The sequence below is a fragment of the Larkinella knui genome, assembly GCF_003858645.1.
GTDB lineage: Bacteria > Bacteroidota > Bacteroidia > Cytophagales > Spirosomataceae > Larkinella > Larkinella knui.
In genome coordinates, this window is the sequence record NZ_RQJP01000004.1 from 950,431 (window position 1) to 976,984 (window position 26,554).

Sequence of the window (26,554 nt, forward strand, 5' to 3'; positions counted from 1 at the left end):
GATTGTGCAAAAAAAAAGTCGGATCTGAACAAAGGTTCACAGATCCGACTTTTAAGATTGAAAACAAGAAAAAACTAAACTAAGAAGAGCGGCTACTTAGGCAATAATCTGCTTAGAAAGTAAATCAAGGTACATTTCGGTGCCCAGCACTTCTTCGGGAGCCTCGATTGTTCCTACCTGAAGCAGAAAGTCGCGTAAGTCAGTTGAAATTTCGTAGGTGACGTACAATCGGCGGTCAAACAGGATGGGTGCATCTTCTAAATCGCAGATAGAATACCGTTCCTGATTGAATGCAACCCTTTTTCGGGGATGCTGCCGTTGGGATTTGTTAGAGTCGGCTTGTTGTTCTAATTCATGTTGGTCGAGGAATTTATGAATGTAATTCCATCCTTCCCACTGATCCGGGTATCTGGTCAGATACTCCCAGAACGTATCGTAAAGGTGTTGAAGACTGAGTCGACAATACGTTTCACGGTCACAATCGGCCTCCGGGACAATCGGATCGAGAAAGGACAATACATTGTTTAGATTCCTTTCCCGATAGCCTATGACCGGAACAATGGGTGTTTTCGTTAAATAAGACAGGAAACCGACTCCTTTGCGGGCCCACACCTGCTGGGCTCCAAAGCGCACCTGGATTTCTTTATCTTCCTGACGGTTCACGCCCGTTGTGCTGGTGACACCGTCGAGAAAGATAACCAGGGAAGTTCCAGCTCGTAGTTCACGGATGACCTGAAGAGTCGATGAGGTCTGTTCAGCATCCAGAATCTGGAACGAATTGGTTAAGTTGTGCTTTTTTTGAAGACCCTTGATGGTGGCCCAGATGTCTTTGCCCTGTTCCTGATATGTGCCCCTGCTGACCAGTAGGGCCACATCAATGCCGTTTCGATATAAATAAGTGGTCAGCAGGCGGTAAGAACCTAGATGGAACGTGCAGTAGATATTGGGTTGCCGGCTGTTAACCAGTTTCCGAATAGGTCCTTTCGTTTGAATCAGGTCGTTTGCTGTCAAAAATTGCTGATCGAAGGAAGTATAGACCTGTTGAAGTAGCAATTTCTGGAAAAGGTCCTCGTGCTTCTCTATCGGAATCTCAGGCAGAATGTTCTGGACACTGGCCGAGAACGTAGTAAATTTGAAGAGGTACCCTTTTTCTTTCCGAAGATCCAGAGATTCGAATTGTTGACGACAACGATCCAATTCTCTCTGATATTGATGCACGAAGTTGCTCATAGAAAAATAAGATTAAGAAAGTGCCAGTTGATCAGGACCATTTGGTTGCAGTCCGTGGAAGGAAGGCCACCAGTCGCAGCAAGGGATTTGGTCTTTGTCGGCCTTACCCGCCAGACGAGCGTAGTCACTGGTTTCATTTTTGGCTATTACGTTCAGATTGGTAGTAGCAGAATTCAATAATTGTTTTGCTGAGTTGATAACAAAGTTCTTTTTCATGGCGATAGATGCTGTTAGAGTGATTAAATTGTCAGTCATCAATCGATCAGTTTTGCCCGGGATTATTCTGCCGATTGACTGATACAAAAGTACCGTCTCGGCATAGGCAAAAGAATGGGAACTTTTGTCTAAAATATTATGCAGCTTTAGTAACTAATTACTATATTTTGTTAGTAATTTAGCACAGTTGAAGGAGTGGCAACATGATTGGAGTAGCAATGACCGAAGTACCGCTAAATCTGAAATACGTAAGAAGGCCCTTTAAGAGCCTCAGTATTCTGTTGTTGGCGGTATTCACCTTTGAAGCGTTCAACTGGCTTTTTGCATTTGAAAAGAAATTAGCTAAAGTTGAGGAATACGGCGGTGTATTTGGTTACCTGTGGATCCTGTTTCGTGGCGGTATTCTGCCGGAAATTTCTACACTGGTCATCCTCCTGGTGCTTCTGAATATTTACCATGAAGCTTGCCGGCTAAAACAACTGACACTTACTCCCAAAAGCATCCTGAACTACGAGGTAAAAATATTACCCGTAATGCTGCTTGCTTTTTTCCTGTTCAACCCGGTGACGCAAACCGTGCGTTACCTGTTGGTTAACTTTCCAAATTATGACCTTGAGCTCTACCTGGGCAATTACATCCAGGGGACTTACAGTATTCGCTATTACTTCTCGTATTTGATACCGGTTTTGATCATGGGCTACAGCGCCATCAACGGGTCGTTGCTAATTGATATTCTTGAACAACGCCGGCAACGAAAACGCAGCAGCGAAGCGCCCGATCCCTTTCAACCCTTGGCTCCGCAACCCGGTGCTTTCCTAACGCATCTGAAAGTCAAAAATAATTACGGCGAAACCATCCTTGCTGTTCAGGATTGTTTCTGGTTTGAAACCGAAGACCGGTATTATTACGCTGTTCATCCCACCGGCCGATTCGCGATTACCAAAACAATGAATGAGTTGGAAACGGAATTGAATCCGGAGCTGTTTTTCAGAACCAAACGAAATTGCATTATCAATCTTAGTTTCGTAGCCAGTTACGCCTATTGGGAAAACGGTAAATACAGCATACGGATGCAAACGCCCAATAACGACGAAACGGATATGCCCCGTGCCCGCCTGCAGGACTTCAAAAACCGGTTGGTACGCTTCTCGGTTCAGGAAGTGGAATACCTTCCTCCAAAAAGCGAAATTATATAGTCTTTACTTATAAACGGCAAGCGTAGGATTTATTTTCTTCACAGCCTGCGCGCAGCTCAAAGGTACTCCTTCACAGAAATCCCGTACCGGGCCAGGTTCCGACAACTTCCTAATTCCAGTTTTTGCGCAATATTGGTTTTATGATTCGCCAGGGTTCGGTAGCTAATGTGTAATTGGTCCGCAATATCATACCCGGTTGTGCCCTGAGCTACCAATCGAAGTATTTCAAGTTCTCTTCCCGTCAAACGACCCAATTGCTGCTTCGTCTCATCGGTCATCACGTTCATCCCATAATTTTTCAGCAACAGTAAAAAACCGGGGCTGTAGTAATAGCCGCCGTTACTGATGGTCTGAAAACACTTGTACAATTCGTCTAACCCATCGTTCGCATACAAAAAACCGTAGAATCCCTGCTGCATGGCGTTGGCCACCAGTTTCAGATCGGGCTTGCTCGTATACAGAATGAATTTGGTTCGCTGGTTATCCGTACGGGCCTGCTGAACGATCTCAACACTACGCCGACCGGAGATTTCGGATTCCAGAATAACGCACTGCGGTTGCTTGACCCGAATTTGCTGGAGCGTATCTTCCATTTCGATGGCTTTCCCAACCACATTGTATCCCTGCTGTTTGAGCAACTGGCAAAGGACCTCACAGGTAAATAATTCAGCCTGAGCTACTAAGATAGAAAAGTCTTTTCGTCGGATGGAGAACGAGGAGGGAGACGATTCCGGTTTTGAATTTGTGTTGTTCATGGTAAACGATTAGTAACCCTGCATTCGAAGCTACAATTTAATTGTCCTAATTGATTCGATAGGTTAATTGAAATCAATACTTTTTTGTGTGAAATAACCAAAATAGGAAATTAGCCAGTTCACTCCTTCGTAGCGGTTGATGATGTTATCTAATGCGTGGAAATCGACAGAGAGAATCAAATGCTATATACGGCAAATTTGGTTATTTCACGCGAAAAAGTAGTTATTCCGTACGAAATGACTTTTTTGATACGAAATGATGACGTAGTTTTCACTTGTAATTCACACGAAAACAAGGACTGAACTACTAATTCAACTACAATGCGGAACGTTAAGAATTTAACTGGACAACAAGTGGAGCAACTCCGTCAAACGATTCGTGAGAGCCAAAACAACGTTTTAAAGAAACGTTGCCAATGTGTGCTCTACAGCTATTACGGTTTAACCGTTAGCGAATTGATGGATATGTTCGCAGTAGATCGTCGCAGTATCTATAACTGGATGAATCGCTGGCAGGAAGACGGTGTTCAGGGGTTAATGGATAAACCAGGTCGTGGTTTAAAACCAAAACTGAACCCAGACGATCAGCAGCATGTTGAAAAAGTTATTCAGGCCATGATGTCGTTCCCGAAAGAACCCCGTCAAGTACTGCAACAAATTAACCATCAGCTGCCGAAGCCTGTTAGTCAGGACACTCTGCGTCGCTTTGTAAAGAAAATATCGAGGATAGACAGCATGGCTGCCTGAGTATCACCATATACTGTGAATAAATATGAATGAGCCGCCAAGTCGGGTTTCATTTGTATTTATTCACATCCTGTTACGATATTACAGTACCTAATAATCGGCCGATTTCGATGTCTACTTTTTTGTAGTGCATGTACTCTACCATGAGTCGGTCGCTTTCTGCCGGGTCGGTCGCCTGGCCGATCAGTTGCTTTATATCCCGCATCCGTTGCTCGGCAACGAGTTTCTTCAACCGTAAAATATTGGTAAAAGCCGCATCGGCCAGCTTATCAACTTCCGTTGGTACGTAAATTTCGTGTTTCAGCCAGTTTTCACTGAGTTGATGCCGAACCGTAACCAGGCCAATGGTTTGATGCTGGTATTCCTGATTCTGGTGTTGTAAGAAATAATCGGCCGTTCGAATTTCATTCGCCAGAAACCCGTCCCGAATTTCCTTCAGCATTTCGTTGAAAACCGGCGTCACAAATTCCATGGCCCCCAGTTCACTGAGCATGTAATGGCAAACCGAAATATCGGGTTCCAGTTCATGGGCTCCGTAGTTGACCAGCAACCGGACGCATTCTTCCTCCTGGTAGGAGAGGGGAGATCGGGTTTGTCGATTCTGTGGGTCAGAAGTCCGGCGCTCCGTTGCCGGGCCCTCAACCGAAAAATCGTTCAGAATCTCGGTCAACTCTTCAGGCATCGAAGCCGGCCTTTGATTGGTGGCTTTGTCCTGTTGCTGTTTGAGCTGTTGCTTTTGTTGAGTCAGCACCATCCGGTTGCTCTCCGAGATCAGTGTCTGCTCGTCGACCTGTAATTGCCGGGCGGTTTTCTGAAAAAAGACCTGCCGCTTGATTGGGTCGGGTATTTTTGAAATGCTCTGAATAACTTCCGAAATTATCTCGGCCCGTTTGAAGGGATTATCGCCTGCATCTTTTAGCAGGATGTCGGTCTTGAAGGTAATAAAGTCGTTGGAATGCTGACTCAGGTATTTTTTGAAAGTTTCAGCCCCCACTTTGCGAACGTAACTGTCGGGATCGTCGCCATCAGGAAATGTTGCAACGCTGACATTCAAACCTTCTTCCAGCACCATGTCCAAGCCGCGTAAGGCGGCTTTGATACCCGCAGCATCGCCATCGTAGAGAATGGTTACATTCTGAGTAAAGCGGCTGATCAGGCGGATTTGCTCGATCGTAAGCGAAGTACCTGACGAAGCCACTACATTCTTAATTCCGGCCTGATGCAACGACAAAACATCCGTATAGCCTTCGGTCAGGTAACAAATGTCTTCCTGCCTGATTGCGTTCTTGGCCTGAAAAATACCGTATAAAACCTGGCTTTTGTGGTAGACCTCCGTTTCGGGAGAATTAATGTATTTGGGCTGGTTTTTATCCGTTTTCAGAATCCGCGCCCCAAAGGCAATGACCCGACCGGATACGTTATGAATCGGAAAAATAACGCGCCCCCGAAAACGGTCATAGGTCTTGCCGCCCTCTTTCGATAAAATCAAACCGGCTTTTTCGAGTAATTCCGGGCGATAGCCCCGGCGAATGGCTTCCTGCAATAACGCGTCCCACTGATCGGAACTATAACCCAATTCAAATGACTCGACCGTATTATCCAGAAAACCGCGCTCCCGAAAATAGCTCAGACCAATGCTCTTGCCTTCGTCAGAAGTCAATAAATGGGAATGGTAAAACTCCTTGGCAAAATTGAGAACAATAAACAGGCTCTCCCGCTCATTCTGTTTAATCAGTTCATCGGGCGTCAGTTGTTCCTCGGCGACTTCAATACCGTATTTTTTAGCTAAATGCCGAAGCGCTTCGGGATAACCGATGTTTTCGATGTCCATCACAAACCGCACCGGGTCGCCCGCTTTGCCACAGCCAAAGCACTTGTAGATCTGACGGGCTGGCGAAACATTGAACGATGGCGTCTTTTCGTTATGAAACGGACAACAGGCAATCCAGTTCTGACCCCGCTTTTTGAGCGAGACATAATCGCTGACAACGTCGATAATATCCGCCGATTGACGGATGCGGTCGATGGTTTCCTCCGGAATACGCATAACTCAAAGGTACATAACTCAGCCCGGTTTTGGCAACGTTTTTGCTAATATGAGTTACAAGGGAACCGCCATACTTCTATAAATTTTACTTTTGATAGGATGAATCCTAAACCAACTAATTCGACCAATCTAACGCTGTTAAATTTGATTCGACAAGCAATTATTATTTCTGTCATTGTTTGCTTAGGGATCGGGTTGAACAGCTGTCATAAAAATTCGGAAGATGAAAACGTCGTACCTCAGTCGAAAACCGCTGACCAATACAGCGCAGATGTGGCACTTCGGTGGTCGGGTATGCAGTTATTTCTACTTCGAAATTCTCCGGGATTTACACCGCCGGTAGCCTCCCGTGCCCTGGGATACGGTGGATTGGCGCTCTATGAAGCTATTGTTCCGGGTTTGCCCGCGAACCGGTCGTTAGCGGGGCAATTAAACGGCCTGGCCGACTTGCCAAAAGCAGATACCCGAGTTGAATACCACTGGGCTGCTTCGGCAAACGCGGCTTCGGCCCAAATCCTGCGGAACCTGTATGCGAACACCAGTGCTGCCAATAAAGCCCTGATCGATTCGCTGGAAAGGTTCACGCTGGCTGAATTGAAAAGCGGAAATGTAGCTAATGACGTACTGGAGCGTTCGGCGGTTTTTGGAAAACAGATTGCCGATGCCGTTTTCGAATGGTCGAAAACCGATGGAGGCCACGAAGGATACAATCGTAATTTTCCGGCCGATTTCCAGGTGCCGGTTTTCAACGGTTCCTGGCAAACTACGGAAAACGGCCGGAAAATTCCTATGCAACCCTACTGGGGCAAAAACCGGACGTTTGTGGCAGCCAACGCAGCCGTGTCCATCCCGAAACCGCTCCCGGTTTCGGCCGACGTTAAATCGCAGTATTTTGCGCAGTATCTTGAAGTATATACGAAAAACAAGTCACTGACGCAGACCGAAAAAGAGATTTCGATCTGGTGGGCCGACGATCCGAGCGAAACGTTTACACCCCCCGGCCACTCCTACAATCTGGCACGGATTGCCATTCAAACCGCCAAAGCTGATCTGGGAAAAGCCGCTGAAACGCTCGCCCGAACCGGTATTGCCGTCGCCGACGCGTTTACGGTTTGCTGGAAGTGGAAGTATACCTTTAACAATGAACGGCCCTACACGTTCGTGCGCCGAACGATCGACCCCGCCTGGATTCCGTTCTGGCCTGCTCCGCCGTTTCCGGGGTACACGTCGGGTCATGCCACGCAATCGGCGGCTACGGCCCTGGTGCTCAGCGAAATTTACGGTGAAACGTTTTCGTTTACGGACGACTCTCACGTTAGTCGCCTTCGGGATTTGAAACGCAATACGGATTTTAAAGCCCGAAGTTTTACCTCATTTTGGCAGGCTGCGGAAGAGTCGGCCTATTCCCGTTACTTAGGCGGTATTCATACCCGGCAGGATAATGAAACGGGCCTGACTACGGGCAAGGAAATCGGGAAGAATGTAAATAAACTACACTGGAAAAAGTAAAGAGTTAGCTGATGCGTACCTGAATGCGCCAGCTAACTCTTCATTCTCAACTCTTCACTTTTTAATAGGCTCTGACGCCTTTGCCTTCCATGTAATTGACGAAGGCTTTGTTGACGACTTTGTTGCCACCCGGTGTGGGGTAGTTTCCGGTAAAATACCAGTCACCAGAGTGATTGGCGCAGGCTTTACGCAGATTGTCAACGGTTTGGAAGATAACGGCCACATCGGCTTTCAGATCTTTCGGCGTCACGATTTCAGCGACTTTGTCCGAAATCTGATCGTGCGTAAACGGATCGTACAGCGCCTTGACGTAATTCGTGGCTGACGCATTTCCCGATTCAATGGCCGCCACACATTGGGCGTAGACTTCGTCGACCCGGTTTTCCAAACCGCTTTCGTTGAGCAGTTGGAGCGTAGCCCGGAAGGCGACAAATTCCTTCATTTTTGACATATCGATACCGTAACAGTCGGGGAAACGAATCTGGGGCGCCGATGAGACGATAATGATTTTTTTCGGACCAAGCCGGTCGAGCATCTTCAGAATACTCTTTTCAAGCGTGGTGCCGCGGACAATGGAATCATCGATAACAACCACATTATCAATGCCTTTTCGAATAACTTCAAAGGTGGTATCGTAAACGTGTGAAACCATCTCATCCCGCTGGGAATCATCGGTGATGAACGTCCGGAGTTTGACGTCTTTCGAGACCAGCTTTTCAATTCTGGGTCGGAACGACAGAAGCCGGTCGAGATCCTGTTCAAACAGAATACCGTCCATGATGGCTTTCTTGCGCTGCTTGGCCAGGTATTCCTCCAACCCTTCGACCATTCCGAAGAACGAAGTTTCGGCGGTATTGGGAATATAGGAGAAAACCGTATTCTCCAGGTCGTAATCGATTTCTTTTAGTATTTGCGGGATGAGCAGTTTACCGAGCATTTTTCGCTCGTTGTAAATATCCGGATCGGATGCCCGCGAGAAATAGATCCGCTCGAAACTGCACGACCGTTTTTCGATCGGTTTGATGAATTCATACTCGTCGTATTCACCATATTTATCGATGATGAGCGCGTGGCCCGGCTTTACTTCATGAATCTGATTATACTCGACATTGAAGGCTGTTTTGATCGCCGGTTTTTCGGAAGCCACCACCACCACTTCATCATCGGCATAATAATAAGCCGGCCGGATACCCGCCGGATCGCGGGCGACAAATGCCGCTCCAAAACCCGTCATGCCAACCATCGAATACCCACCGTCAAAATCCCGGCAGGAACGGTGCAGAACCCGTTGCAGGTCCATGTTGTCTTCGATAATGTCCGAAAGATCGGGATTCTCGTAAATGCCTTTGAAGCGGTCGAACACACGCTGGTTTTCCTCATCCAGAAAGTGCCCGATTTTCTCCATAACTGTTACCGTATCAACCTCATCTTTAGGGTGTTGACCTAAAGAAACCAGTTTATTGAACAGCTCTTCAACGTTGGTCATGTTGAAATTGCCGGCCATCACCAGATTGCGGCTACGCCAGTTGTTCTGACGAAGCATCGGATGACAGTTTTCGATTTCGTTGGCTCCGTGTGTTCCATAGCGCAGGTGACCCATCCAGACTTCACCCGTAAACGCAAGGTTTTCCTGTAGCCAGCGGGCATCGCGGGCTTTTTCCTTGTTGTTCTTGAGGGCTTTTCGGAATTTCTTATTGATCTTCTGGAAGATGTCGGCGACCGGCTGGCTGGCTACCGAGCGGTAGCGGCTGATGTAGCGGTGGCCCGGAGGCACGTCAATTTTGATGTTGGCAACCCCGGCACCATCCTGGCCCCGGTTTACCTGTTTTTCCATCAGCAAATACAATTTATTGATGCCGTATAAATGAGTGCCATACTTATCGATATAATATTGATATGGCTTGCGGAGCCTTATCAGGGCAATTCCGCACTCGTGCTTTATGGCGTCGCTCATGCCAGATGTTTTAGGTGTTATGAAGGTAACTTCCGAAGCTGGATTTTCGTTCAGATGAAGTTAAGGCAAAGTTACGAAAAGGACAAAGCGGATTCCCTACCAGGGCTGAGACTTTTTTATTTTGAGACGGCTGGATGGGTAAAAATTTACGAAATTAAAAAAGTTGCACGGTTACGAGTTTTACTAAATTATGGTTAGTGCTTGTTAATCAATACGATGTACAACCATTAACAGACTAATATAACAAGTAAGGTAAATTATTTAATATATATTGTTTTGATTGTGCAAATTACAGATGTAATATTGATCGAAAATAGTAACATATTGATTGTTACTGTACTTTATTCCTTTAACTCTGTCCATCATGAAACATTTGTACATCTTCCCTGTAAGTTCTCCATCTTCTGCCTGGTACAAACTGTTCAGTAGTTAGGCCTTCTTTTCCGTTCAGGAATACCGATAGCCCAGTCAATTACAGCGCTAAGGTTACTTTCGCGACTCCTGTTTTGGAGTATGGCCGGGTATACCCTTGCCGATTTGTTTCCGCGGTGCCTGCATTACTACTCCTTTAGCATCCTATTTCTAACCTCTATCCATTTTAGCTATGCAAAAAAGTACATTTTACAGTTCAATAGCGTGTGCAAGCAAGTTTTGCGGCCGCCTGAAAACCGGTCTGGTAGCGCTGCTCCTGCTGATGGCAATAACGCCCGGTCTGTTTGCCCAAATCACCGTCGATGCCGCTGGTGGCGGTGATTACACCACTATTCAGGCAGCTGTAGACGCAGCTACGGCAGGCCAGACAATTACTGTTGCTGCAGGAATATATCCTGAAAATCTGCTCATTACCAAAGGATTGACCATTACCGGAGCCGGCCGGACGAGTACAACCATCGTCGGGCAAACCGGTGCTGAATCTACGGTTAGTGTCAGTGGGCCGATTACGGGGCTGACCCTGCAGGGCTTTACCATTATAGGCTTTGACAATGGCAATCCGGCGGTCGAAAACGGCGCGCTATTTTTAAGGGGGCCTTTAGCTTCGGTTACCATTGCTAATAATGAAATCGTTGCCAATGGTGATCTGGGTTTTGCCACTATTTATAACAACGCTATTGACGGTATTACCGTAAGCGGGAATATTTTTTCAGGGAAAACGTTTACCGGTGACAACCCCAATACAGGAAACCAGTTTTCAGTCTCTAACGTAGCCCGGTCTCCGGTATTTTTCAACGGTGGTAATGCTGGAAGCAGAGTGACGAATCTGACCTTTACGAATAACCAGATCACCGCTATTGCCGGAACGTCGCAAGGTGGCAACCTGCTCGTCAATGTCGAGGCTGACAATGCAACCATAAAAGGGAATACGTTTTCCGGAACGACCGGAGGTTCCATTCCAAGAGCCGCTTTGCGTTTGCGGGGAACAGGCTTGAGCGTTACCTGCAACACGTTTTCGGCCGTGGCTTGTTCAAACTGTCTTTACATTGAGCAGGATAGAGAATCGGAGACACCGTTTGCCACCGGCACACCGAATACCAATGCCGGTGTTGCTTCTCAAAATACGTTTCCGGCCGGTGCGGCTTATCTGAGTCCCGGTTCCAGTCCCAAGCCAACGTACGTTTTCACGTCAACTACCCAGGCGCAGGCTTATGCCTCCGCATTTAACGTGGGGCAAACGGTAATCGCTGCGGCTTTTGCGGTAACGCCGTCAAGCCAGACCATCAATTCCGGAATGACCGCTTCGTTGACTGCCGTCGGCTGTGATGGCGGTTCGGTATCCTGGAACCCGGGTGGAGCATCCGGCACTTCGTTTACGACTCCGATGCTGACAGGCACCACAACCTATACGGCAACCTGTACGCCAGCGGGTGGAGGCTGCTCATTTATGGCAACGGCAACCGTCGTCGTACCGGTTGTAACGGGCAACTTTGAAGGATTTATGCAAACCGTCAATTGCAACAACTTAACGGGCTGGGTTTGGGATCGCACTAAACCCAATACGCCTTTGCAGGTTGGTTTGTATGAAGGAAATAATCTGATAACGATTGTAGACGCCAGTAACTTTCGTCAGGATTTGCTGGCTGCCAATAAGGGCAACGGGTTTCACGCTTACACTATCCCAACGCCTGAAATGCTGAAAGATGGAGCAACGCACGTCATCAAAGCCGTTGTGCTCAATAGCAGTTATCAACTAAAAGATTCGCCCAAGTCTCTGTTCTGCGGAGTGGTAAACCCGGCGCCGGTAGCACCTGCGGTGGCTCCGCTGTCGGCGACTGTCAATCAGGCTTATTCATCGAGCGCATTGCCCGCTTTCACTGATTCGGAACCGTTGACGTATGGCTTGACCGGTTTGCCGGCTAACCTGAATTTCGACGGTAATTCGCGGATTGTTAGTGGAACGCCTGCCATCGCCGGAACTTTCCTGTTAAACTACACGGCCAGCGACGGAACCACCACAAGTTCAACGAGTGTAACGCTGGTGGTGGCCGGGCCGCCTTCTTCAACCACCGTTGTGGGTAATTTTGAAGGATTCCTGCAAACGGTCAGTTGCGACATCATTACGGGTTGGGTTTACAACAAAAACGAGCCCAATGCACCCATAACGGTAGAGCTTTTTGAAGGCACCAACAGTGTCGGGGTTGTTGAGGCCAGTAACTTCCGTCAGGATTTAAAAACCGCCGGAAAAGGAAACGGCTATCACGCCTTCAGTATTCCAACACCGGCTGGTTTAAAAACCAATACGACACGCGTGATCGGCGGCCGGGTATTGAATTCCAGCTACCAGCTGAAAGATTCACCGAAGTCGTTAAAATGCCCGGCACCCTCCGGACGCGTGTCGGCCCCATCGGCCGAAAATCGCCTGAGTGTAACGGTATTGGGCAATCCGATTGCGGATCAGGTGAATGTCGAAATCCGGGGAGCAGAAAATCAGACGCTGCATCTGCAAATCAACGATGCTCAAGGTCGTTTGGTAACGGAACGCGCGGTTCAATCTGTTGGAGCCGTTGAACGCCAGACACTTCGGGTTGGCAGCCAGCCAACGGGCATGCTATTCCTGCGGGTAAGCATACCGGGTCAGGTTCGCACACTCAAACTGCTGAAGCCTTAATTCCCAGGGCGTAATTCCGATTCAATAAAAAGCCCCGCTGACAATTCAGCGGGGCTTTTTATTGAATGACTTAATTGGAAACCGTCTTTCCAATTTCTGCATACAACGCCCGGAAGCAGTTTGACGCTGTATTTTCGGAGTCGTCCGCCTTTTTCCGGCCGTAATATTCATCCAGAAAAGACCCGGCATCCGACCAAACGGTTTGGATCATTCCGTGAAACCGGTCTTTCATGGCTTTGGTTGCCGTTGCCCGGTATTTGACCATATCCTGTAGCTGCAAAACCGCATTCTTCGGCATTCGCCAGGGGCAGGTCATTACCCGGAGTCCTTTCATGGCAAAATAAACCGGCGTCTGATCCGGCCGTTCGTAGTGCCAGTCGCAGATCATCACATCTTTGGGAATCAGATCTACGGCGCGGTGTGTCGTGTTCATGCTGGCTTCCCACATGCCTAAACCGGTGGTTTTTCCGTCCAGCAGCCGATCCCCCCAAATCCACAATGTCCGGCCGTTCTGCGCCAGGTGATCCCGGATTGTTTTTACTTCCCCGGCAAATAATTCGGCTTTATCGCGCCCCGAACAGCGCGGGCATTTGTCGTCTCCGATGTAAAATACCTCATCCATGCCGGCATGAAATGCATCGGCTTCAAAAACATCACAAATCTCATCAACCAGTTCAAAAACCACTTTGTGAACGTCCGGATGCAGCGGGCAGTAGCTTTTGCAATATAAACCGTCGGCATTGGGCCACTGGTACTTTTCCGGCATTTTGACGTGGGGCGTTTCGTCAAACTGGGGATAAACACGCAGCAGGTTGGTGATCTTACTGGCCCATGACTGATGGCCAAGCAGATTGATTTGCGGAATAAGCCGGATATGGTTTTTCTGGCAGGCATTGACCATTCGCTTCACTTCCCGTCTCGACAAGGCAATACTGTCGCGCAATTCGGGATGACTTTTGAATTCATAATTAAAATCGACTCGCAGAATCAAGGTGTTGACCTGCCGGGGAGCAAGTTCCTTTTCAATAAACTGCACGAACTCATCCACGCGATCGGGTTTTGGTGAACCAATGCAGAAGCCGCGAACGGGCAGCAGGCTATCGGCCGCTATCTGGGCGTTTGACCACTGGTATGAAAGCAGAAAACCGATCACCAGCCAAAACGTCAGGAAAGAATGTTTCATACAAAAGGAGCAAAATCAAAGCGGCTTTAATGCCGTCGACCATCCAAACAAAAATACGAAAATGCGTCTATTTCAAAAGTGGACCTTCCGGGCGCTCCTCATCGACTAATGACTTTGGATGCGCTGATTTACAAACCTTCTATCCACCGCAACAGCCAGCTGGGTTTGAAGAACAACACCAGAACGGGAACCGTGAGTAGCGTAGCCAGAATAAGTTGGGGACGGCTAATGGCAGTGTCTGATAAATCGGGGGCCGGAGCTGGGCGAAAGTAGAGTAAAAAAGGAATGCGCAGGTAGTAGAAAAGCGAAATAACGGCATTCAGCAGACCGATGCCGAACAGGGCCGGTAGCCACGGATTCCCGCTGGACTGGTAGGCTTCCAGCAGGGCCGAAAAAGCCAGAAGCTTGGCGGTAAAGCCGACGGTCGGCGGCAAACCCGTCAGGGCAATCATAACCGCCGTGAGGGCCGCACTCAGAAGAGGTTGGCTACTGCCTAACCCGCCGAAATTCTGAATAGTTAAGCTGCCAGCCCGTTGCTGGGCAAGGAGGTCGACGAGCAGGAAGGCGGCCATGTTGATGAACACATACGTGGCAACGTAAAAAGTGGCGGCTTCAAAACCGGTTTTGTTGAATGCCACGACGCCCACCAGTAAAAAACCGGCATGCGCAATGGACGAATACGCCAGCATCCGTTTGGCGTCGGTTTGCCAGAGAGCCGAGAGGTTGCCAAGGGTAATACTGGCGAGGGCAACAACGGCCAGAGGTGTCTGGAAACTGGCCGGAAAAGCCGTCAACATGCGCATCAATACCAGCAAGGCAGCGGCTTTGGGGCCAACGGAAAAGAAGGCAACAACGGGTGTTGGAGCCGCTTCATAAGCATCGGGTGTCCAGACGTGGAAAGGTACCAGCGACAGTTTGAACAAAATACCCGCCAGGGTCAGAAAACCAGCGACATAAACCACAAATGAATCGTTCTGTGCCAGTTGTTCTGCGAAATCAGACAGGGCCAGGGTTCCGGTCAGGCCATAGAGCAACGACATTCCATACAGCATGATGGCCGAACTGACGGCCCCGAAAAGCAAGTATTTCAGTCCGCCTTCCGACGCTTTGCGGTCGGTGGAAAGGGCTGTCAGCAGATACGAGCTGATGGACACCAGTTCAATGCTCAGGTAGATGGTCAACAGATTGACCGACATCGTCATGAGATACAGCCCGAGCACCAGGGCTAGTAGAATGGGAAGCCAGTCGAGGGGCCAAGCGGCCCTGGGCCGGGCAATCGTCCAGGCGTGAAGAATCGCGAAAAAAGCCGCCAGTGTCACCACCAGTTTATAAAAAACCGCCTGGTTATCCAGCAAAAGGGCCGCGTTGAAAAGGAAACCCTGGTTGTTCGTCCCTTGTCCGATCACCAGCGCACCGGCCACGACAACCGCCGTCAGCGAAAGTCCGTACAGAATGGAACGGTTTTTAGAATAAGCCAGCTGATCGGCAGGCTTGGGGCCGAGTTCTGCGGAAGAACCGGCTTTGGGAGTTTTTAGGCGGGATATCAGCACCAAATCGGCCAGTACGATCAGGGCAATTGCAAGGGCCAGCGCCAGCTCCGGCCAGAAACCGGACAAGCTCCGTATACTATCATTCAGTTGATCAATGAGTTGCAAAGCGCAGACAAATAGGCAGATTTTGATGGCGGTAAAGGTACAAAAAAAGCGTACTGGTTTTGGGGTTGGTTCGTTATCTTGTGTACGGAATCTCATTCCGGATGTTGATCAACTGTTTAAATGTAGCTGTTCCCATGAAAACCATGCTGATTGCGGGCCTGATTGTCTTCGGCCTAATCTGGAAAGCCAGTGCGCAGGGCGTTTTTCTGACCGACGTCAATGGTCAGGTGCTCAGAACCAATAAATATGTCGACGTGCAGGGATCACCGTATCTGAACGAAGCCTGGAAAGAAGGAACTGTAACGGCCGCTACGAATAAGGTATATCCAAATCTGAAAGTGCGTTATGATGTCTACGCGGGTGAACTGGAATACCTGCAGAGCAACCAGACCTACCGGTTGAACCCGGCAGCGGTGAAAGAATTCAAAGTTACTGATAACGATGTACTGGTGTTCCGGAACGGTTTTGCTGCGGTTAACAACAATACGCCTACCACGTTTTATCAGGTGCTGGTGGATGGGCCGACGAAATTACTGAAGCAGTTCAAAGTAAATATCATCGAAAATAAACCGTTCAATTCGGCCACGACGACCAAGGAGTTTCAGAAGCAGGAACTGTATTTCATTGCCAAACCGGATGGGACGGTGCAGCGGATTCAGAAAAACAAAAAATCGGTGCTTGCCGCGTTAACGGATCAAAAAGACCGCGCCGAAAAACTCATCAAAGACCAGGACTTGAATCTGAACGACGAAAGTAATCTGATCGCGCTGCTGGAAAGTTACAACAAGTGAAAAGAGACCACGATGATCTCTTTTCACCTACCGAATTTTATTTAATCACACCTTCGCGCCTGGCCTGCTCTTCGTACCCGTGCAACTGAACCGGCTGTTGTTTTTTGCGCAGACGCATATTGAGAAATTCCACCAGCAGGGAGAACGCAATTGCGAAATAGAGATATCCCTTCGGAACGGAACCAACTTCGTTATTAAAGAGAACGATTTCGGCTAAATGCGCTCCTTCGGCAATCAGCATGAAACCGATCATGATCAGGAAAGCCAGCCCCAGCATTTGAATACTAGGGTGTTCGTTGACAAATTTGCCGACGGGTCCGGCAAAAAACATCATGATCAATACCGATAAGACAACCGCAACGATCATAACGGCGATGTTCTGCGTCAGTCCAACGGCCGTCAGGATGGAATCGATCGAGAAAACGATGTTGATAATGGCGATTTGAGCGACTACTCCGGAAATGGTCGCTTTTCCTTTGGCCGATGTTCCTTCTTCTTCGTGCGAATTGCCCTCCAGTTTATGGTGGATTTCCGATGTTGCTTTATACAGCAAAAACAGACCGCCTATGATCAAAATAACACTTTGGCCGGTAAAGGCAGCGTTTAGCCAGCTGCTTTCATAATGCATAAACGGTTTGCTGAGTGAAATCAGGATCGAAATGCCAAACAGCAGAACCACCCGAAAAATCATGGCCAGTAACAGGCCCAGATTACGGGCTTTGGGTTGGTCGGCCCGGGGAAGCTTGTTGGCCGCAATTGAAATAAAAATGATGTTATCGATACCCAGAACAATTTCCAAAAATGTCAGTGTCAATAGGCTGACGATGTTTTCGGCGGAGAATAATTGATCCATTCGTAATCAGTTAGGTCGTTGGAGAACTGGGCCTAAATTACCCGCTTTACGGCAGTTCGGCAACAATTTTATCAAAATGAACTGCCGAAAGGGCAAAGTTTGTCATTCAGTGATGATAACACCTACCGATGTTTGCGAACGAACTGGTATTTGGAATGCGTGATTATGCTTATCACTTTTTTGGTTAAAAATAGTTTGGGAGGGTTTTAAGACTCTTAATTGCCAGACATTGATACGAAAAAATCGGGGCAAAAATCCGTTTGGTATACCGCATCTAAATAGCCTGTTACCTTCGGTAAAATAGAGCTTTAATCAACTGTTTATCTGTTAGTTGAGCTTTTATTGTTTTTTCTATTTTTTAAAATATAATAAAATACAGCAAGTAGGGTTACAAGACACGTAAACTTGACATGGTTATACATGCAAATACAAATGGTAAATTATTTCTGCAACCATATAATAAATTTACAGATTACTATTTGTTTGATAGAAACTGATTAACGTAGATTTGTTGGGAGTAAATTAGCATTTTTAGTGACTATACAGAATTATTTCCTTTACTTTTCAGTGTGAAATCGGCTTTTTCAGGGTGAATTATACCAAACAGACGAACATTGATTAGTGGACTAATGTTAAGGTTGAAAATAGTAGTAAATACTTAGGTACTGGTTTTTAAACATCAATTATCTTTGAGAGTTGAAATTGTAAAAAAAGGAGAGTCGCGTTTTTTCTAGCTATTTAAGAAAAATACAGCCATTCTAAAGTTTCAAAGACTTCTTCAGCAGAAATAGGGTGATAGAGAGTCCATAAAGTTCTATACTACCTTAGTAGAAGATGCGTTATTAACCGCCTTGGTGGGTGGATGTACGAATTTTAAAAGTTTTTTAAGCCGAGTGTTCATGAAGTCAGCCAATATGTACAACTATCCTATGTATCCCCAGGGCGAGATGAGCTCTTCGGATGGAAAGGGAACATTGAAGGACTACCTGAAACACTGGAAATGGATTTTAATCTCGCTGATCGCGATGCTTGTGGCGGGTTTTGTTTACATCTGGTTTACCGAACCCATCTACCGTATTCAGGCAAGTTTGCTCGTAAAAGAAGGAAAGGATAACGTTGCAGACGAAGGACTTTTAAAACAACTCCACATTTACAGTCCCAATAAAGTGGTAGAAAACGAAATCGAAATCCTGAAGTCGAATTCGTTGATGAAAAAAGTAGTGGACTCGCTCGGTTTGAATGTTCGCTTTTTTCGCAGTACCCCTTTTGGAAAACGGGAAATTTATGAAGAGGCTCCCATTCGGCTCGTACTGAGCGATCCGACACCTAATTTATACCGGGCAGATCTGGAGATAAGCATCATTAGTCCTACCACGGTCCGATTGAACGATTGGGTCTATCCGGCCAACCAGGTTATCAATACGCCTTTCGGTCGCCTGAAGATCTTTATTAAACAGCCGGTTGTGTACTCCAATGAGCCCATCCTGGTGCAGGTAATGACTGACCCGCAGGCAATCCGGTATTATTTGAGCAAGCTCACGGTTGAACCCAGCAGCAGCACATCCTCGGTTTTGGTGCTAACGATCGAGGACGCCGTTCCGGCCAAAGGTGAGGCTATTCTCAATCAAATGATTGTCAATTACAATTCAGCCGCAACGGTCGATAAAAACCGGGTGGTTGCCAGCACATTGAGCTTTATTCAGGCCCGCCTGAAGCTCGTTTCCGGTGAACTGGCCGCTCTGGAGAAGTCAATAGAAAACTACAAGTCGGTAAATCGGATTACCGGTATGGGCTCCAGTGCGCAGGCCTTATTGAGCAATTTACAAAGCAATGACGCCCAGCTCAATCAGGTTGCCATCCAGCTCAGTTCGCTGGGAGATGTGGAAAAGTACATTCGCAGCAAGAAAGACAACCGGGCCGCATTGCCGGCAACGCTGAAATTCAACGATCCAACCTTGACGTCTCTGCTGGGCAAACTTACGGATCTGGAAGTGCAGCGGAATTTGCTGGCTCGTAATTCGTCCGAATCGAGTCCCCTGCTGCGGTCACTCGACGATCAGATTGCCACCACACGGGCCAGTCTCGCTGAAACGATTGCAACGCTGCGCAGTATTTTGATCAACACACGCAGTCAGTTGCTGGCCACCAACAAGCGGTACGAATCCCGGGTTCGTGTCATACCGGGCAAGGAGCGGATGCTGATGAACATTACCCGGCAGCAGGCCATCAAAAATAATCTTTATAACTACCTGTTGCAGAAGCAGGAAGAGACGGCACTTTCCTTTGCTTCCATTGCATCGACCAGCCAGGTTATCGATGCCGCCAGCGGAAGCCCGGAACCGGTGAAGCCGATTAAAGCGCTGATTCTGGTTTTGTTCGGAGCGGTTGGGCTGTTGATTCCGATTGCAGTAATCAGGATAAAAAACTTTTTCAATGAACGGGTATCCGGGCGGTCCGAAATCAATCAGGCAACCGAAGCACCGGTTATTGGCGAAATCGCTTACGTCAGGCATGAATTTCCGGTTATCGTGAATGGAAGAAAACGCTCGGTGGCTGCCGAACAAATCCGGGCGCTGCGAACGAACCTGCAATTTCTGCGCGAGAAACCCAGTGACAGCCAGGTGTTGTTGTTTACGTCCAGCATCAGCGGAGAAGGCAAATCGTTTCTATCGCTCAATGTGGCCGTAAGTATGGCGCTGGTAGGCCGACCCACGCTGATTATGGACATGGATTTGCGTCGGCCTAAACTGCATAAAGCCCTGAATATGCTCAATTTCAGGGGCAGTAGCAGCTACCTGACGGGCGAGGCAACCCTGGATGAAATTTTGCAACAGGTGCCGGGTTTCGATAACCTGTTTATTATTTCCTGCGGACCCATTCCGCTCAATCCGTCGGAATTGCTAAGTGGCCCGCGCCTGGGAGAGTTGATCCAGGAACTTCGCACCCGGTTTGACAACATTGTTATCGATTCGCCACCGATTGGTTTGGTAACCGATGCTCAATTGATCGGCCCATTTGCCGACGCCACCTTGTATTCGGTACGGCACAATATTACCAACCGGAGTTATCTTAAACTGGTGGATTTGCTGTATCAGGAGAAGCGGTTTCCTAAACTGAATATCATTTTGAACTCGGTAAAAAATAAATACTCGTACGATTACCGGTATTACTATTACCGAAAGTCAGGCAATGACAAGCCTAACCTGTTACGGAAATATTTGCTTCATTAAGACCACCGTCGTAGCGAGCCGATCCAGGGTTCGCTACCAATACATTTCAGAAGGTCGTTCCGGATTGCAACCAATCAGAACGACGGTTTCTGCACCAGGGAAGCCGTTTTCGCTGGAGTTTGGGTAAACACTCGACTATTGATTTTATTAAAATGACAACCGTGGAACCCATCGAGATGGTCGATTTGAAAAATCAATATCTGCGCCTGAAAACCGATATTGACGAAGCCATTCAGCATTGTCTGGAAAGTGCCGATTTTATCAATGGCCATTCCGTGCGGGAATTTCAGCGGGATCTGGCGGCTTTTCTGTGGGCCAACCGGGTGATTACCTGCGCCAGCGGAACCGACGCCCTGCAGATTGCGCTGATGGGGCTGGGCCTGAAACCGGGTGACGACGTAATTGTTCCGGCGTTTACGGATGTGGCTGCGGTTGAGGCAATTGCTTTATTGGGATTGACACCGGTATGGGCTGATGTTGATCCAAAAACGTTTACACTAACGGCTGAAAATGTCGAAAAAGCCCTGACTCCCCGTACGAAAGCCATCGTGCCGGTACACCTCTTCGGTCAGTGTGCGCCGATGGAACCCCTGCTCAGGCTGGCGTCGGCCCACAACCTGTTTGTGATCGAAGATGTAGCGCAGGCTTTGGGAAGTGAGTATGAATTTGCCGACGGGTCAGTAGAATCGGCCGGTACGCTGGGGAATGTCGGTTGCGTATCGTTTTCTCCATTTACCAATCTGGGCTGTTACGGCGACGGTGGCGCCCTGATTACCAACGACATTGAATTGGCCGACCGGTTTAAAGTGATTGCGAACCATGGCCAGCGAAAAAAATACATTCACGAAATGGTGGGCGTCAACTCGCGGCTCGATACGCTGCAAGCCGCTGTTCTGACGGTAAAGCTGAAACACCTGAGTGAATTTAACCGGCAGCGACAAATTGCCGCAGCCCGCTACGATTATCTACTGAAAGATGTTCCGGGAGTTTGGACACCGGTTTCGGCGGATTCGTCCTCGCATGTTTATCACCACTATACGCTGACGGTGCGGACCGGGATGCGAGATGCCCTGGGGGCTCACCTGCGTCTGCACGGTATTCCATCGATGGTATGTTATCCGGTTCCGATGCACCTTCAGCCAGCCTATTATGACGATCGTTTTCCCGCCGGTAGTTTCCCGGTGGCCGAGCGTCTGAGCCAGCAGGTGCTTTCGTTACCGATCCACACGGAAATGGACGCCCAGCAGCAGGATACCATTGTTTCGGTAATCGCCGATTTTATGACAACGAAAAAACACGTGTAGATGACTTCTTGAGTTCGTATCTAAAGACAACAACCGGGCATGACCACCGTACCGAAAGTTTTTTTTGCAAAATGGAAGAAGCGGGAGTTTGAAAAACGATCGGTGTTTGGACGCGCACAAAGAAAAGTCAAACACGCTTCCGGCAAAGAAGTCCGGACAGCGTATTTGAACGTTCCCAATAAGCCCGATTACCGGCGGTGTAGTCGCTGTGTCCTGGACACGACGGTGTCCGACATTTGGTTCGATGCTGCAGGGGTTTGCAAATATTGCCAGATTCACGACGAAATGGAGCGCCTTCATCCCCTCGAAAACATGGAGGAGGATTTGGGTCGAATTGTTGAGCGGATCAAAAAAGCCGGTCGAAACAACACCTACGATTGCATTGTGGGCGTTAGTGGCGGTCGCGACAGCATCTATACGCTCTACCTGGCCCGCAAGTTGGGTCTGCGGCCGCTGGCGGTGTATTTTGATAATGGCTGGAACACCGACGTGGCCGTTTCGAACATCCGGAAAGCTACGGATTTGCTGCGGGTGGATCTGCATACGGTCATGGCAGATCTGGACGAGTTCAAGGATTTGCAGCGGGCGTTCCTGAAAGCGTCGGTCCCCGATGCCGACATTCCGACCGTCTATGCCATCCATTCCGTATTGTATGAAATGGCTGCTAAAGAAGGCATTGGTTACATTCTGAATGGACATTCATTCCGAACCGAAGGCACATCACCCATCAGCTGGACCTACATGGACGGCCGGTATATTAAAGATGTTCACCGGAAGTTTGGGAGTGGCGTTGTCAGGAGTTTCAAGATTATGATGTTGCCGTATCTGCTTTATTACAGTTTCGTAAAGCGGATCAGGGAGGTGCGGCTGCTGGAATACATCGATTATAACAAGAAAAAAGTGGATGAGATTCTGGCGCGTGACCTGGGCTGGGCCTACTACGGCGGATACCACCATAAAAACCTGTATACGAAGTTCTTTCAGTCTTTTCTGCTGCCCAATAAATTTAACATCGATAAGCGAAAAACGGAATTGTCGGCCCTGGTTCGTTCCGGGCAGATGACGCGGGCAGAAGCCATCGCTGAACTGGAAGCGGGTTCTTACAAATACGATCGGTCGGTGGTTATATACGCCATTTCGAAGTTAGGCTGGACGCTGGAAGAATGGGAAACAGTTTACTTCCGTCCACCCCGGTCACACCGGGATTTTAAGACGTATCTACCGCTGATCCGGTTTTTGCGTCTGCCCATTTGGCTAGCCTGTAAACTCCGGATTTTGCCGTATATTCTGTATTTGAAGTATGCTAGTTGAGAAGGCACATGAAAGCGGTCAGACGGCACTTAATTATTGGTCGATTTGACGGCTTTAAACACTTCGGCAATGCGCCGGCGGGCCACTAGCAATACCGTGCCGTTGGTGAGTGTGATTTCAACCTGATAGGTTGAGATCCGGTGAAGTCTGGCAATGTGGTTGGGATTGACGAGTGCGCCCCGGCTGATGCGGATAAATTCAGGAAGCATTTTTTGCCACCGCACTAACGTTCTGGCCGTCATTAGATTCGGTGCATTGCTGCGGTGCAACAAACTGTAATTGCTATTGCCCTCCAGCCAAATGAGGTCGGAGAGTGATAAAGGCATTTTATATCCTCTGAGTTGCAGAGTGCCAGCTTGTTGCATTATGAAGTGGTCATCAATTGTTGGGTAACGTTTTGCAGAAATAAGCGAACACGACTCGCTTCCGTTGTCAGTTCGCAACGTTCTGTTTGTAAAAAACCATCCAGCATGGTTTTGTCAGTAGCCGTTGCGATTCGTTGGATGCGGCCACTCTGACGGGCCCATAAACTATATCCATATATGGCGTTGGGACATTCTGCTAATACCGCAAATCCGTAGGGAGTCGAATTACCAAACGGTTGATGCCACAGAACAAACCAGCGGGCTTTTGCCATGATCTGTACCAGTGATAACCGTTGCTGTTGCCAAACCTGGAAATGATTCAGAAGTTCTTCAAACGGAATGTCGATCACATCCGAATCGGGAGCAGGAACGACCTGATGCGTAGATTCGGTAATTTCAGTTTGAATGCGGTGGCGTTGAGTAAACCAGAAAGACATTTTCAGGCAGATGATAACCCACTTATAAAAAGCCACCTTGTGTGATCCCGAAAGATTAGCCAGATGAACAAAAAACTTGTGAGCGTATAAGTTCATTCAAGTTCGTCCAATTTCAATGCCATTTTGTGTGGTTTATAGTTCGATTCATAAAAATTTATTGAAAAGGTAAATTATTTGTACTCATGTCATCTGAATCGAATACCGTAAAATCACTCCCTCAGATTCCCTGCGGTTTAAGGGTATTTGGCACAGTAATTGTCAGGCGGCAACCCGATTAATGGTGGAGATTCCTGTAAATAGTGCAGGAATCTCTTTTACTTTTTAAACGAGCTATTTTAGACGCAGAAAAACGGAAAAACAGTGAGAAGTAGGTTTTTTGCATCGCTTGAGATACACGTTTCATCATTGAATAATGCAAGAATTCAGGAAAAAGATAAAAAACAGGGTTAGCTTTTGTCTTGCTGAAATACGATTACATTCTCTGGTAATGGGTTCGCAATTCGCATTTTTGCTGATGAGAGCGGGCCATCCCGTAGGCGTAGAGCCGATTTGAAGCGTTGACCAGGTACGCAGATTTTGTAAATAAAGCGATTATACATCCGCTCATTGCGTGTCTGATAAGTGCTATAAATTGTCTGTTAATTTTTATTTAAATCACAAAAAGTTCTCTGATCATGATTGTGAAACGGGACGTTATATAATTGCCAAATCCCTGGTACAGAAGTGGGTTAGGCGGCTTTTTATAGCTAGTTTTTTATCAAATTAGAAAGTACTTTTATAAGCTCATCGGGCGAATGAGCAGGCATAACCGATATGAAATTTTATTCAATGATCCACCGTCTACTTCTTCTGCTTTCTGTTTTGCTTAGCGGCTTTTGCCGGTTACAAACTCTATCTGCCCAGCCTTGTATTTTCAATTCCAGCCCCTCGGCGCAGCCCGGAGAGACGGTGAGTCTGCAAGGCCGCTTCGGCGCCACGGCCAAAGCCTATTTCCTCAAAGGCACCGCCACTACGCCCACGGCCCTGCCCATTCAGGTGCAGTCGGCCAATCATCTGATTGTGCAGATTCCCCCCCAAACGGGGCTGGACCTCTACCAGCTCTGGGTCGAGGAGCAGGGCCAGCGCAGCCCCAGTGTCTTCGTCAATCAGGCCCAGGGACATCACTTCGACTCGCCCGAGGGCAGCGTCGGCGGCTCATTGCGTATTTTTGGTCGTAATCTGCAGTTGCCCGGTGCCACCCCCCGGGTGCGGCTGATGGCCACCGGTTCCACGACCGTCCACGAAGCAGTGATCGATCAGGAGCAGAGCGACCCCTACCAACTCCGCATGAATTTGCCCACCACCTTGCAGCCGGGCCAGGTCTATAGCGTGCTGGTGAGCAACGGACTGGGCGGAACCGCCGGCGAAACCCGCATGGAATTACCGTTGACGGCGACGGTCTCGGGCACCGACTACTTCCAGTTGGGCGTAGGGTGGGCGGCCAAGCTGGACTTTTACCGCAATGTCTACAACGTCAAAACCGATCCGCGGCTGACACTCAAAGCCACCGGCGATGGGGTGGCCAACGACCAGCCCGCCCTCCAGCAGGCCATCGACCGGGCCACCGCCGATGGGGGCGGAATCGTCTACCTGCCCGCCGGTACCTATAAACTACTTAATTCATCGTTCGAATACCTTCGGATGCGCAACCGGGTGGTGGTTCAGGGAGCAGGCAAAGACCAGACCCTCATCAAGTTTGGCTATGAGCCCCAAACCTCGCACCTGGGCCTGGACTGGCCCGTGGGCACCCGGCAGGCGGGGCTGGCCGACCTCTCGCTGCTCAACATCGACGCCACCGCCAGCAGCCTGCTCAACAGCAGCCGGGGCCAGGGCACCGAAATCTTTCTGCAACGGGTGCGCTTCGATCTCAACCGGGGCGACTGGCTGTGGCTGGCCAACAGTGACAAGCTCGTCATTGCCAACACCGACTTGAGTCAGGGTGTGGATGCCCAATTTAATTATCACGGTCCTTTGCAGTTGAACGGTTGCAGTAACTTTGTGGTGCGCGACAACACCTTCACCTACGCCGTCGACGGGCTGAGCCTCAATGAAACCCACGAAGGCGTCTTTGAGCACAACCGGGTGCTGCGCGACGGCTCGGCACGCTACCCCACCACCACGGTGCACCACGTGCTGATCATGAACTTTGCCCGCAATGTGGCCGTGCTCAACAACGACTTCAAGGTCATCAACGGGCCGGCCCAGAACAGCAACGATGGCGAAACGATCATCAGTGAAGGGGGCGGTCCCGACCGCATCGATGAGGAGACGGGGACCGTCAGCGGGGCCACGGCTACCAGCCTGCAGGACCAGAGCAAGAACTGGAGTCGTTTCCGGCGCCAGCCGGTGGTGGCTCTGGTGAGCGGCAAGGGGATGGGGCAGTGGCGCCGGATCGTCAGCGGCAGCGGCACGACGCTGCAAGTGGACCGGCCCTGGGAGGTGCTTCCCGACGCGGGCAGTCACTATGCGATCTTCAACTGGAGTGCCTTCAACTGGGTGGTGCAGGGCAACCGGATGGAAGGCAACCGGCGGGGCATCACCTTCTACCACAGTGCGCTGACGCAGGTGGCGGTGGTCAACAACACGCTGCTCAACAGCGGCTCGATCGATCTGACGCCGGTCCAGCAGC

At 48.8% G+C, this 26,554-nt stretch carries 19 protein-coding genes; 9 read left to right on the forward strand and 10 right to left on the reverse strand.

What is annotated here, in order from left to right; genetic code table 11:
* Positions 1-96 precede the first annotated feature (96 nt).
* Both EHT87_RS22310 and EHT87_RS22315 read right to left on the reverse strand, forming a co-directional pair.
* Positions 97-1,197, reverse strand: coding sequence for a lysophospholipid acyltransferase family protein (locus EHT87_RS22310; RefSeq protein WP_229321251.1), 1,101 nt, complete (start codon positions 1,195-1,197; stop codon positions 97-99).
* A gap of 45 nt (positions 1,198-1,242) precedes the next feature.
* Positions 1,243-1,485: a hypothetical protein gene (locus EHT87_RS22315; protein ID WP_221622053.1), complete on the reverse strand. Its 243-nt coding sequence runs from the start codon at positions 1,483-1,485 to the stop codon at positions 1,243-1,245.
* Between the two features lie 164 nt (positions 1,486-1,649).
* Between EHT87_RS22315 and EHT87_RS22320 the strand changes: the two genes are divergently transcribed.
* Positions 1,650-2,642, forward strand: coding sequence for a LytTR family DNA-binding domain-containing protein (locus EHT87_RS22320; RefSeq protein ID WP_124908858.1), 993 nt, complete (start codon positions 1,650-1,652; stop codon positions 2,640-2,642).
* Positions 2,643-2,698: 56 nt separating this feature from the next.
* Here EHT87_RS22320 and EHT87_RS22325 read toward each other — a convergent pair whose 3' ends face one another.
* Positions 2,699-3,397, reverse strand: coding sequence for a response regulator transcription factor (locus EHT87_RS22325; protein WP_124908859.1), 699 nt, complete (start codon positions 3,395-3,397; stop codon positions 2,699-2,701).
* 354 nt (positions 3,398-3,751) lie between these two features.
* Here EHT87_RS22325 and EHT87_RS22330 point away from each other — a divergent pair, with 354 nt between their 5' ends.
* On the forward strand, positions 3,752-4,144 hold the full coding sequence (locus EHT87_RS22330) for a helix-turn-helix domain-containing protein (RefSeq protein ID WP_221622054.1): 393 nt from the start codon (positions 3,752-3,754) through the stop codon (positions 4,142-4,144).
* A 73-nt stretch (positions 4,145-4,217) separates the two neighbouring features.
* On the opposite strand, the gene dnaG is transcribed toward EHT87_RS22330, so the two are convergent.
* On the reverse strand, positions 4,218-6,191 hold the full coding sequence (dnaG, locus tag EHT87_RS22335) for a DNA primase (protein ID WP_124908861.1): 1,974 nt from the start codon (positions 6,189-6,191) through the stop codon (positions 4,218-4,220).
* Positions 6,192-6,485: 294 nt separating this feature from the next.
* Here dnaG and EHT87_RS22340 point away from each other — a divergent pair, with 294 nt between their 5' ends.
* Positions 6,486-7,700, forward strand: a complete 1,215-nt coding sequence (locus tag EHT87_RS22340; protein ID WP_310587568.1) for a vanadium-dependent haloperoxidase — start codon at positions 6,486-6,488, stop codon at positions 7,698-7,700.
* A gap of 61 nt (positions 7,701-7,761) precedes the next feature.
* Here the strand turns inward: EHT87_RS22340 and EHT87_RS22345 are convergent, their stop codons facing one another.
* Positions 7,762-9,654 carry an amidophosphoribosyltransferase gene (locus EHT87_RS22345; protein WP_124908863.1) on the reverse strand — a complete coding sequence of 631 codons (1,893 nt, stop codon included), beginning with the start codon at positions 9,652-9,654 and terminating at the stop codon, positions 7,762-7,764.
* Positions 9,655-10,258: 604 nt separating this feature from the next.
* Between EHT87_RS22345 and EHT87_RS22350 the strand changes: the two genes are divergently transcribed.
* Positions 10,259-12,757: a T9SS type A sorting domain-containing protein gene (locus EHT87_RS22350; protein WP_124908864.1), complete on the forward strand. Its 2,499-nt coding sequence runs from the start codon at positions 10,259-10,261 to the stop codon at positions 12,755-12,757.
* A 70-nt stretch (positions 12,758-12,827) separates the two neighbouring features.
* On the opposite strand, the gene EHT87_RS22355 is transcribed toward EHT87_RS22350, so the two are convergent.
* Both EHT87_RS22355 and EHT87_RS22360 read right to left on the reverse strand, forming a co-directional pair.
* A complete protein-coding gene (locus EHT87_RS22355; protein ID WP_124908865.1) occupies positions 12,828-13,940 on the reverse strand; it encodes a family 20 glycosylhydrolase in 1,113 nt (370 codons plus the stop codon).
* Between the two features lie 128 nt (positions 13,941-14,068).
* Positions 14,069-15,595 carry an NADH-quinone oxidoreductase subunit N gene (locus tag EHT87_RS22360; RefSeq protein WP_185716319.1) on the reverse strand — a complete coding sequence of 509 codons (1,527 nt, stop codon included), beginning with the start codon at positions 15,593-15,595 and terminating at the stop codon, positions 14,069-14,071.
* A gap of 134 nt (positions 15,596-15,729) precedes the next feature.
* Here EHT87_RS22360 and EHT87_RS22365 point away from each other — a divergent pair, with 134 nt between their 5' ends.
* Positions 15,730-16,386 carry a hypothetical protein gene (locus EHT87_RS22365; protein ID WP_124908867.1) on the forward strand — a complete coding sequence of 219 codons (657 nt, stop codon included), beginning with the start codon at positions 15,730-15,732 and terminating at the stop codon, positions 16,384-16,386.
* A 37-nt stretch (positions 16,387-16,423) separates the two neighbouring features.
* Here EHT87_RS22365 and EHT87_RS22370 read toward each other — a convergent pair whose 3' ends face one another.
* Complete coding sequence (locus EHT87_RS22370) at positions 16,424-17,239, reverse strand: TerC family protein (RefSeq protein WP_124908868.1); 816 nt, start codon at positions 17,237-17,239, stop codon at positions 16,424-16,426.
* Between the two features lie 899 nt (positions 17,240-18,138).
* Here EHT87_RS22370 and EHT87_RS22375 point away from each other — a divergent pair.
* From EHT87_RS22375 to EHT87_RS22385, 3 genes are all read left to right on the forward strand, one after another.
* Positions 18,139-20,469: a GumC family protein gene (locus EHT87_RS22375; protein WP_124908869.1), complete on the forward strand. Its 2,331-nt coding sequence runs from the start codon at positions 18,139-18,141 to the stop codon at positions 20,467-20,469.
* A gap of 152 nt (positions 20,470-20,621) precedes the next feature.
* Positions 20,622-21,773 (forward strand): DegT/DnrJ/EryC1/StrS family aminotransferase, encoded by a 1,152-nt coding sequence (locus tag EHT87_RS22380; protein WP_229321253.1) that lies wholly within the window; start codon positions 20,622-20,624, stop codon positions 21,771-21,773.
* 39 nt (positions 21,774-21,812) lie between these two features.
* A complete protein-coding gene (locus tag EHT87_RS22385; protein ID WP_124908870.1) occupies positions 21,813-23,084 on the forward strand; it encodes an N-acetyl sugar amidotransferase in 1,272 nt (423 codons plus the stop codon).
* A 29-nt stretch (positions 23,085-23,113) separates the two neighbouring features.
* On the opposite strand, the gene EHT87_RS22390 is transcribed toward EHT87_RS22385, so the two are convergent.
* Positions 23,114-23,410 (reverse strand): LytTR family DNA-binding domain-containing protein, encoded by a 297-nt coding sequence (locus EHT87_RS22390; RefSeq protein WP_185716321.1) that lies wholly within the window; start codon positions 23,408-23,410, stop codon positions 23,114-23,116.
* A 38-nt stretch (positions 23,411-23,448) separates the two neighbouring features.
* Positions 23,449-23,982: a hypothetical protein gene (locus tag EHT87_RS22395; RefSeq protein WP_148096039.1), complete on the reverse strand. Its 534-nt coding sequence runs from the start codon at positions 23,980-23,982 to the stop codon at positions 23,449-23,451.
* Between the two features lie 852 nt (positions 23,983-24,834).
* On the opposite strand from EHT87_RS22395, the gene EHT87_RS22400 reads away from it, so the two are divergent.
* A partial coding sequence (locus tag EHT87_RS22400) for a glycosyl hydrolase family 28-related protein (RefSeq protein WP_221622055.1) occupies positions 24,835-26,554 on the forward strand: 1,720 nt, incomplete at its 3' end.

Coding starts and splice junctions, on each gene's coding strand:
- EHT87_RS22315 (WP_221622053.1), bottom strand. CDS start 1,485: ATGACTGACAATTTAATCACTCTAACAGCATCTATCGCCATGAAAAAG.
- EHT87_RS22320 (WP_124908858.1), top strand. CDS start 1,650: ATGATTGGAGTAGCAATGACCGAAGTACCGCTAAATCTGAAATACGTA.
- EHT87_RS22325 (WP_124908859.1), bottom strand. CDS start 3,397: ATGAACAACACAAATTCAAAACCGGAATCGTCTCCCTCCTCGTTCTCC.
- dnaG (WP_124908861.1), bottom strand. CDS start 6,191: ATGCGTATTCCGGAGGAAACCATCGACCGCATCCGTCAATCGGCGGAT.
- EHT87_RS22340 (WP_310587568.1), top strand. CDS start 6,486: ATGCAGTTATTTCTACTTCGAAATTCTCCGGGATTTACACCGCCGGTA.
- EHT87_RS22345 (WP_124908863.1), bottom strand. CDS start 9,654: ATGAGCGACGCCATAAAGCACGAGTGCGGAATTGCCCTGATAAGGCTC.
- EHT87_RS22350 (WP_124908864.1), top strand. CDS start 10,259: ATGCAAAAAAGTACATTTTACAGTTCAATAGCGTGTGCAAGCAAGTTT.
- EHT87_RS22355 (WP_124908865.1), bottom strand. CDS start 13,940: ATGAAACATTCTTTCCTGACGTTTTGGCTGGTGATCGGTTTTCTGCTT.
- EHT87_RS22365 (WP_124908867.1), top strand. CDS start 15,730: ATGAAAACCATGCTGATTGCGGGCCTGATTGTCTTCGGCCTAATCTGG.
- EHT87_RS22370 (WP_124908868.1), bottom strand. CDS start 17,239: ATGGATCAATTATTCTCCGCCGAAAACATCGTCAGCCTATTGACACTG.
- EHT87_RS22375 (WP_124908869.1), top strand. CDS start 18,139: ATGAAGTCAGCCAATATGTACAACTATCCTATGTATCCCCAGGGCGAG.
- EHT87_RS22380 (WP_229321253.1), top strand. CDS start 20,622: ATGACAACCGTGGAACCCATCGAGATGGTCGATTTGAAAAATCAATAT.
- EHT87_RS22385 (WP_124908870.1), top strand. CDS start 21,813: ATGACCACCGTACCGAAAGTTTTTTTTGCAAAATGGAAGAAGCGGGAG.
- EHT87_RS22390 (WP_185716321.1), bottom strand. CDS start 23,410: ATGCCTTTATCACTCTCCGACCTCATTTGGCTGGAGGGCAATAGCAAT.
- EHT87_RS22395 (WP_148096039.1), bottom strand. CDS start 23,982: ATGAACTTATACGCTCACAAGTTTTTTGTTCATCTGGCTAATCTTTCG.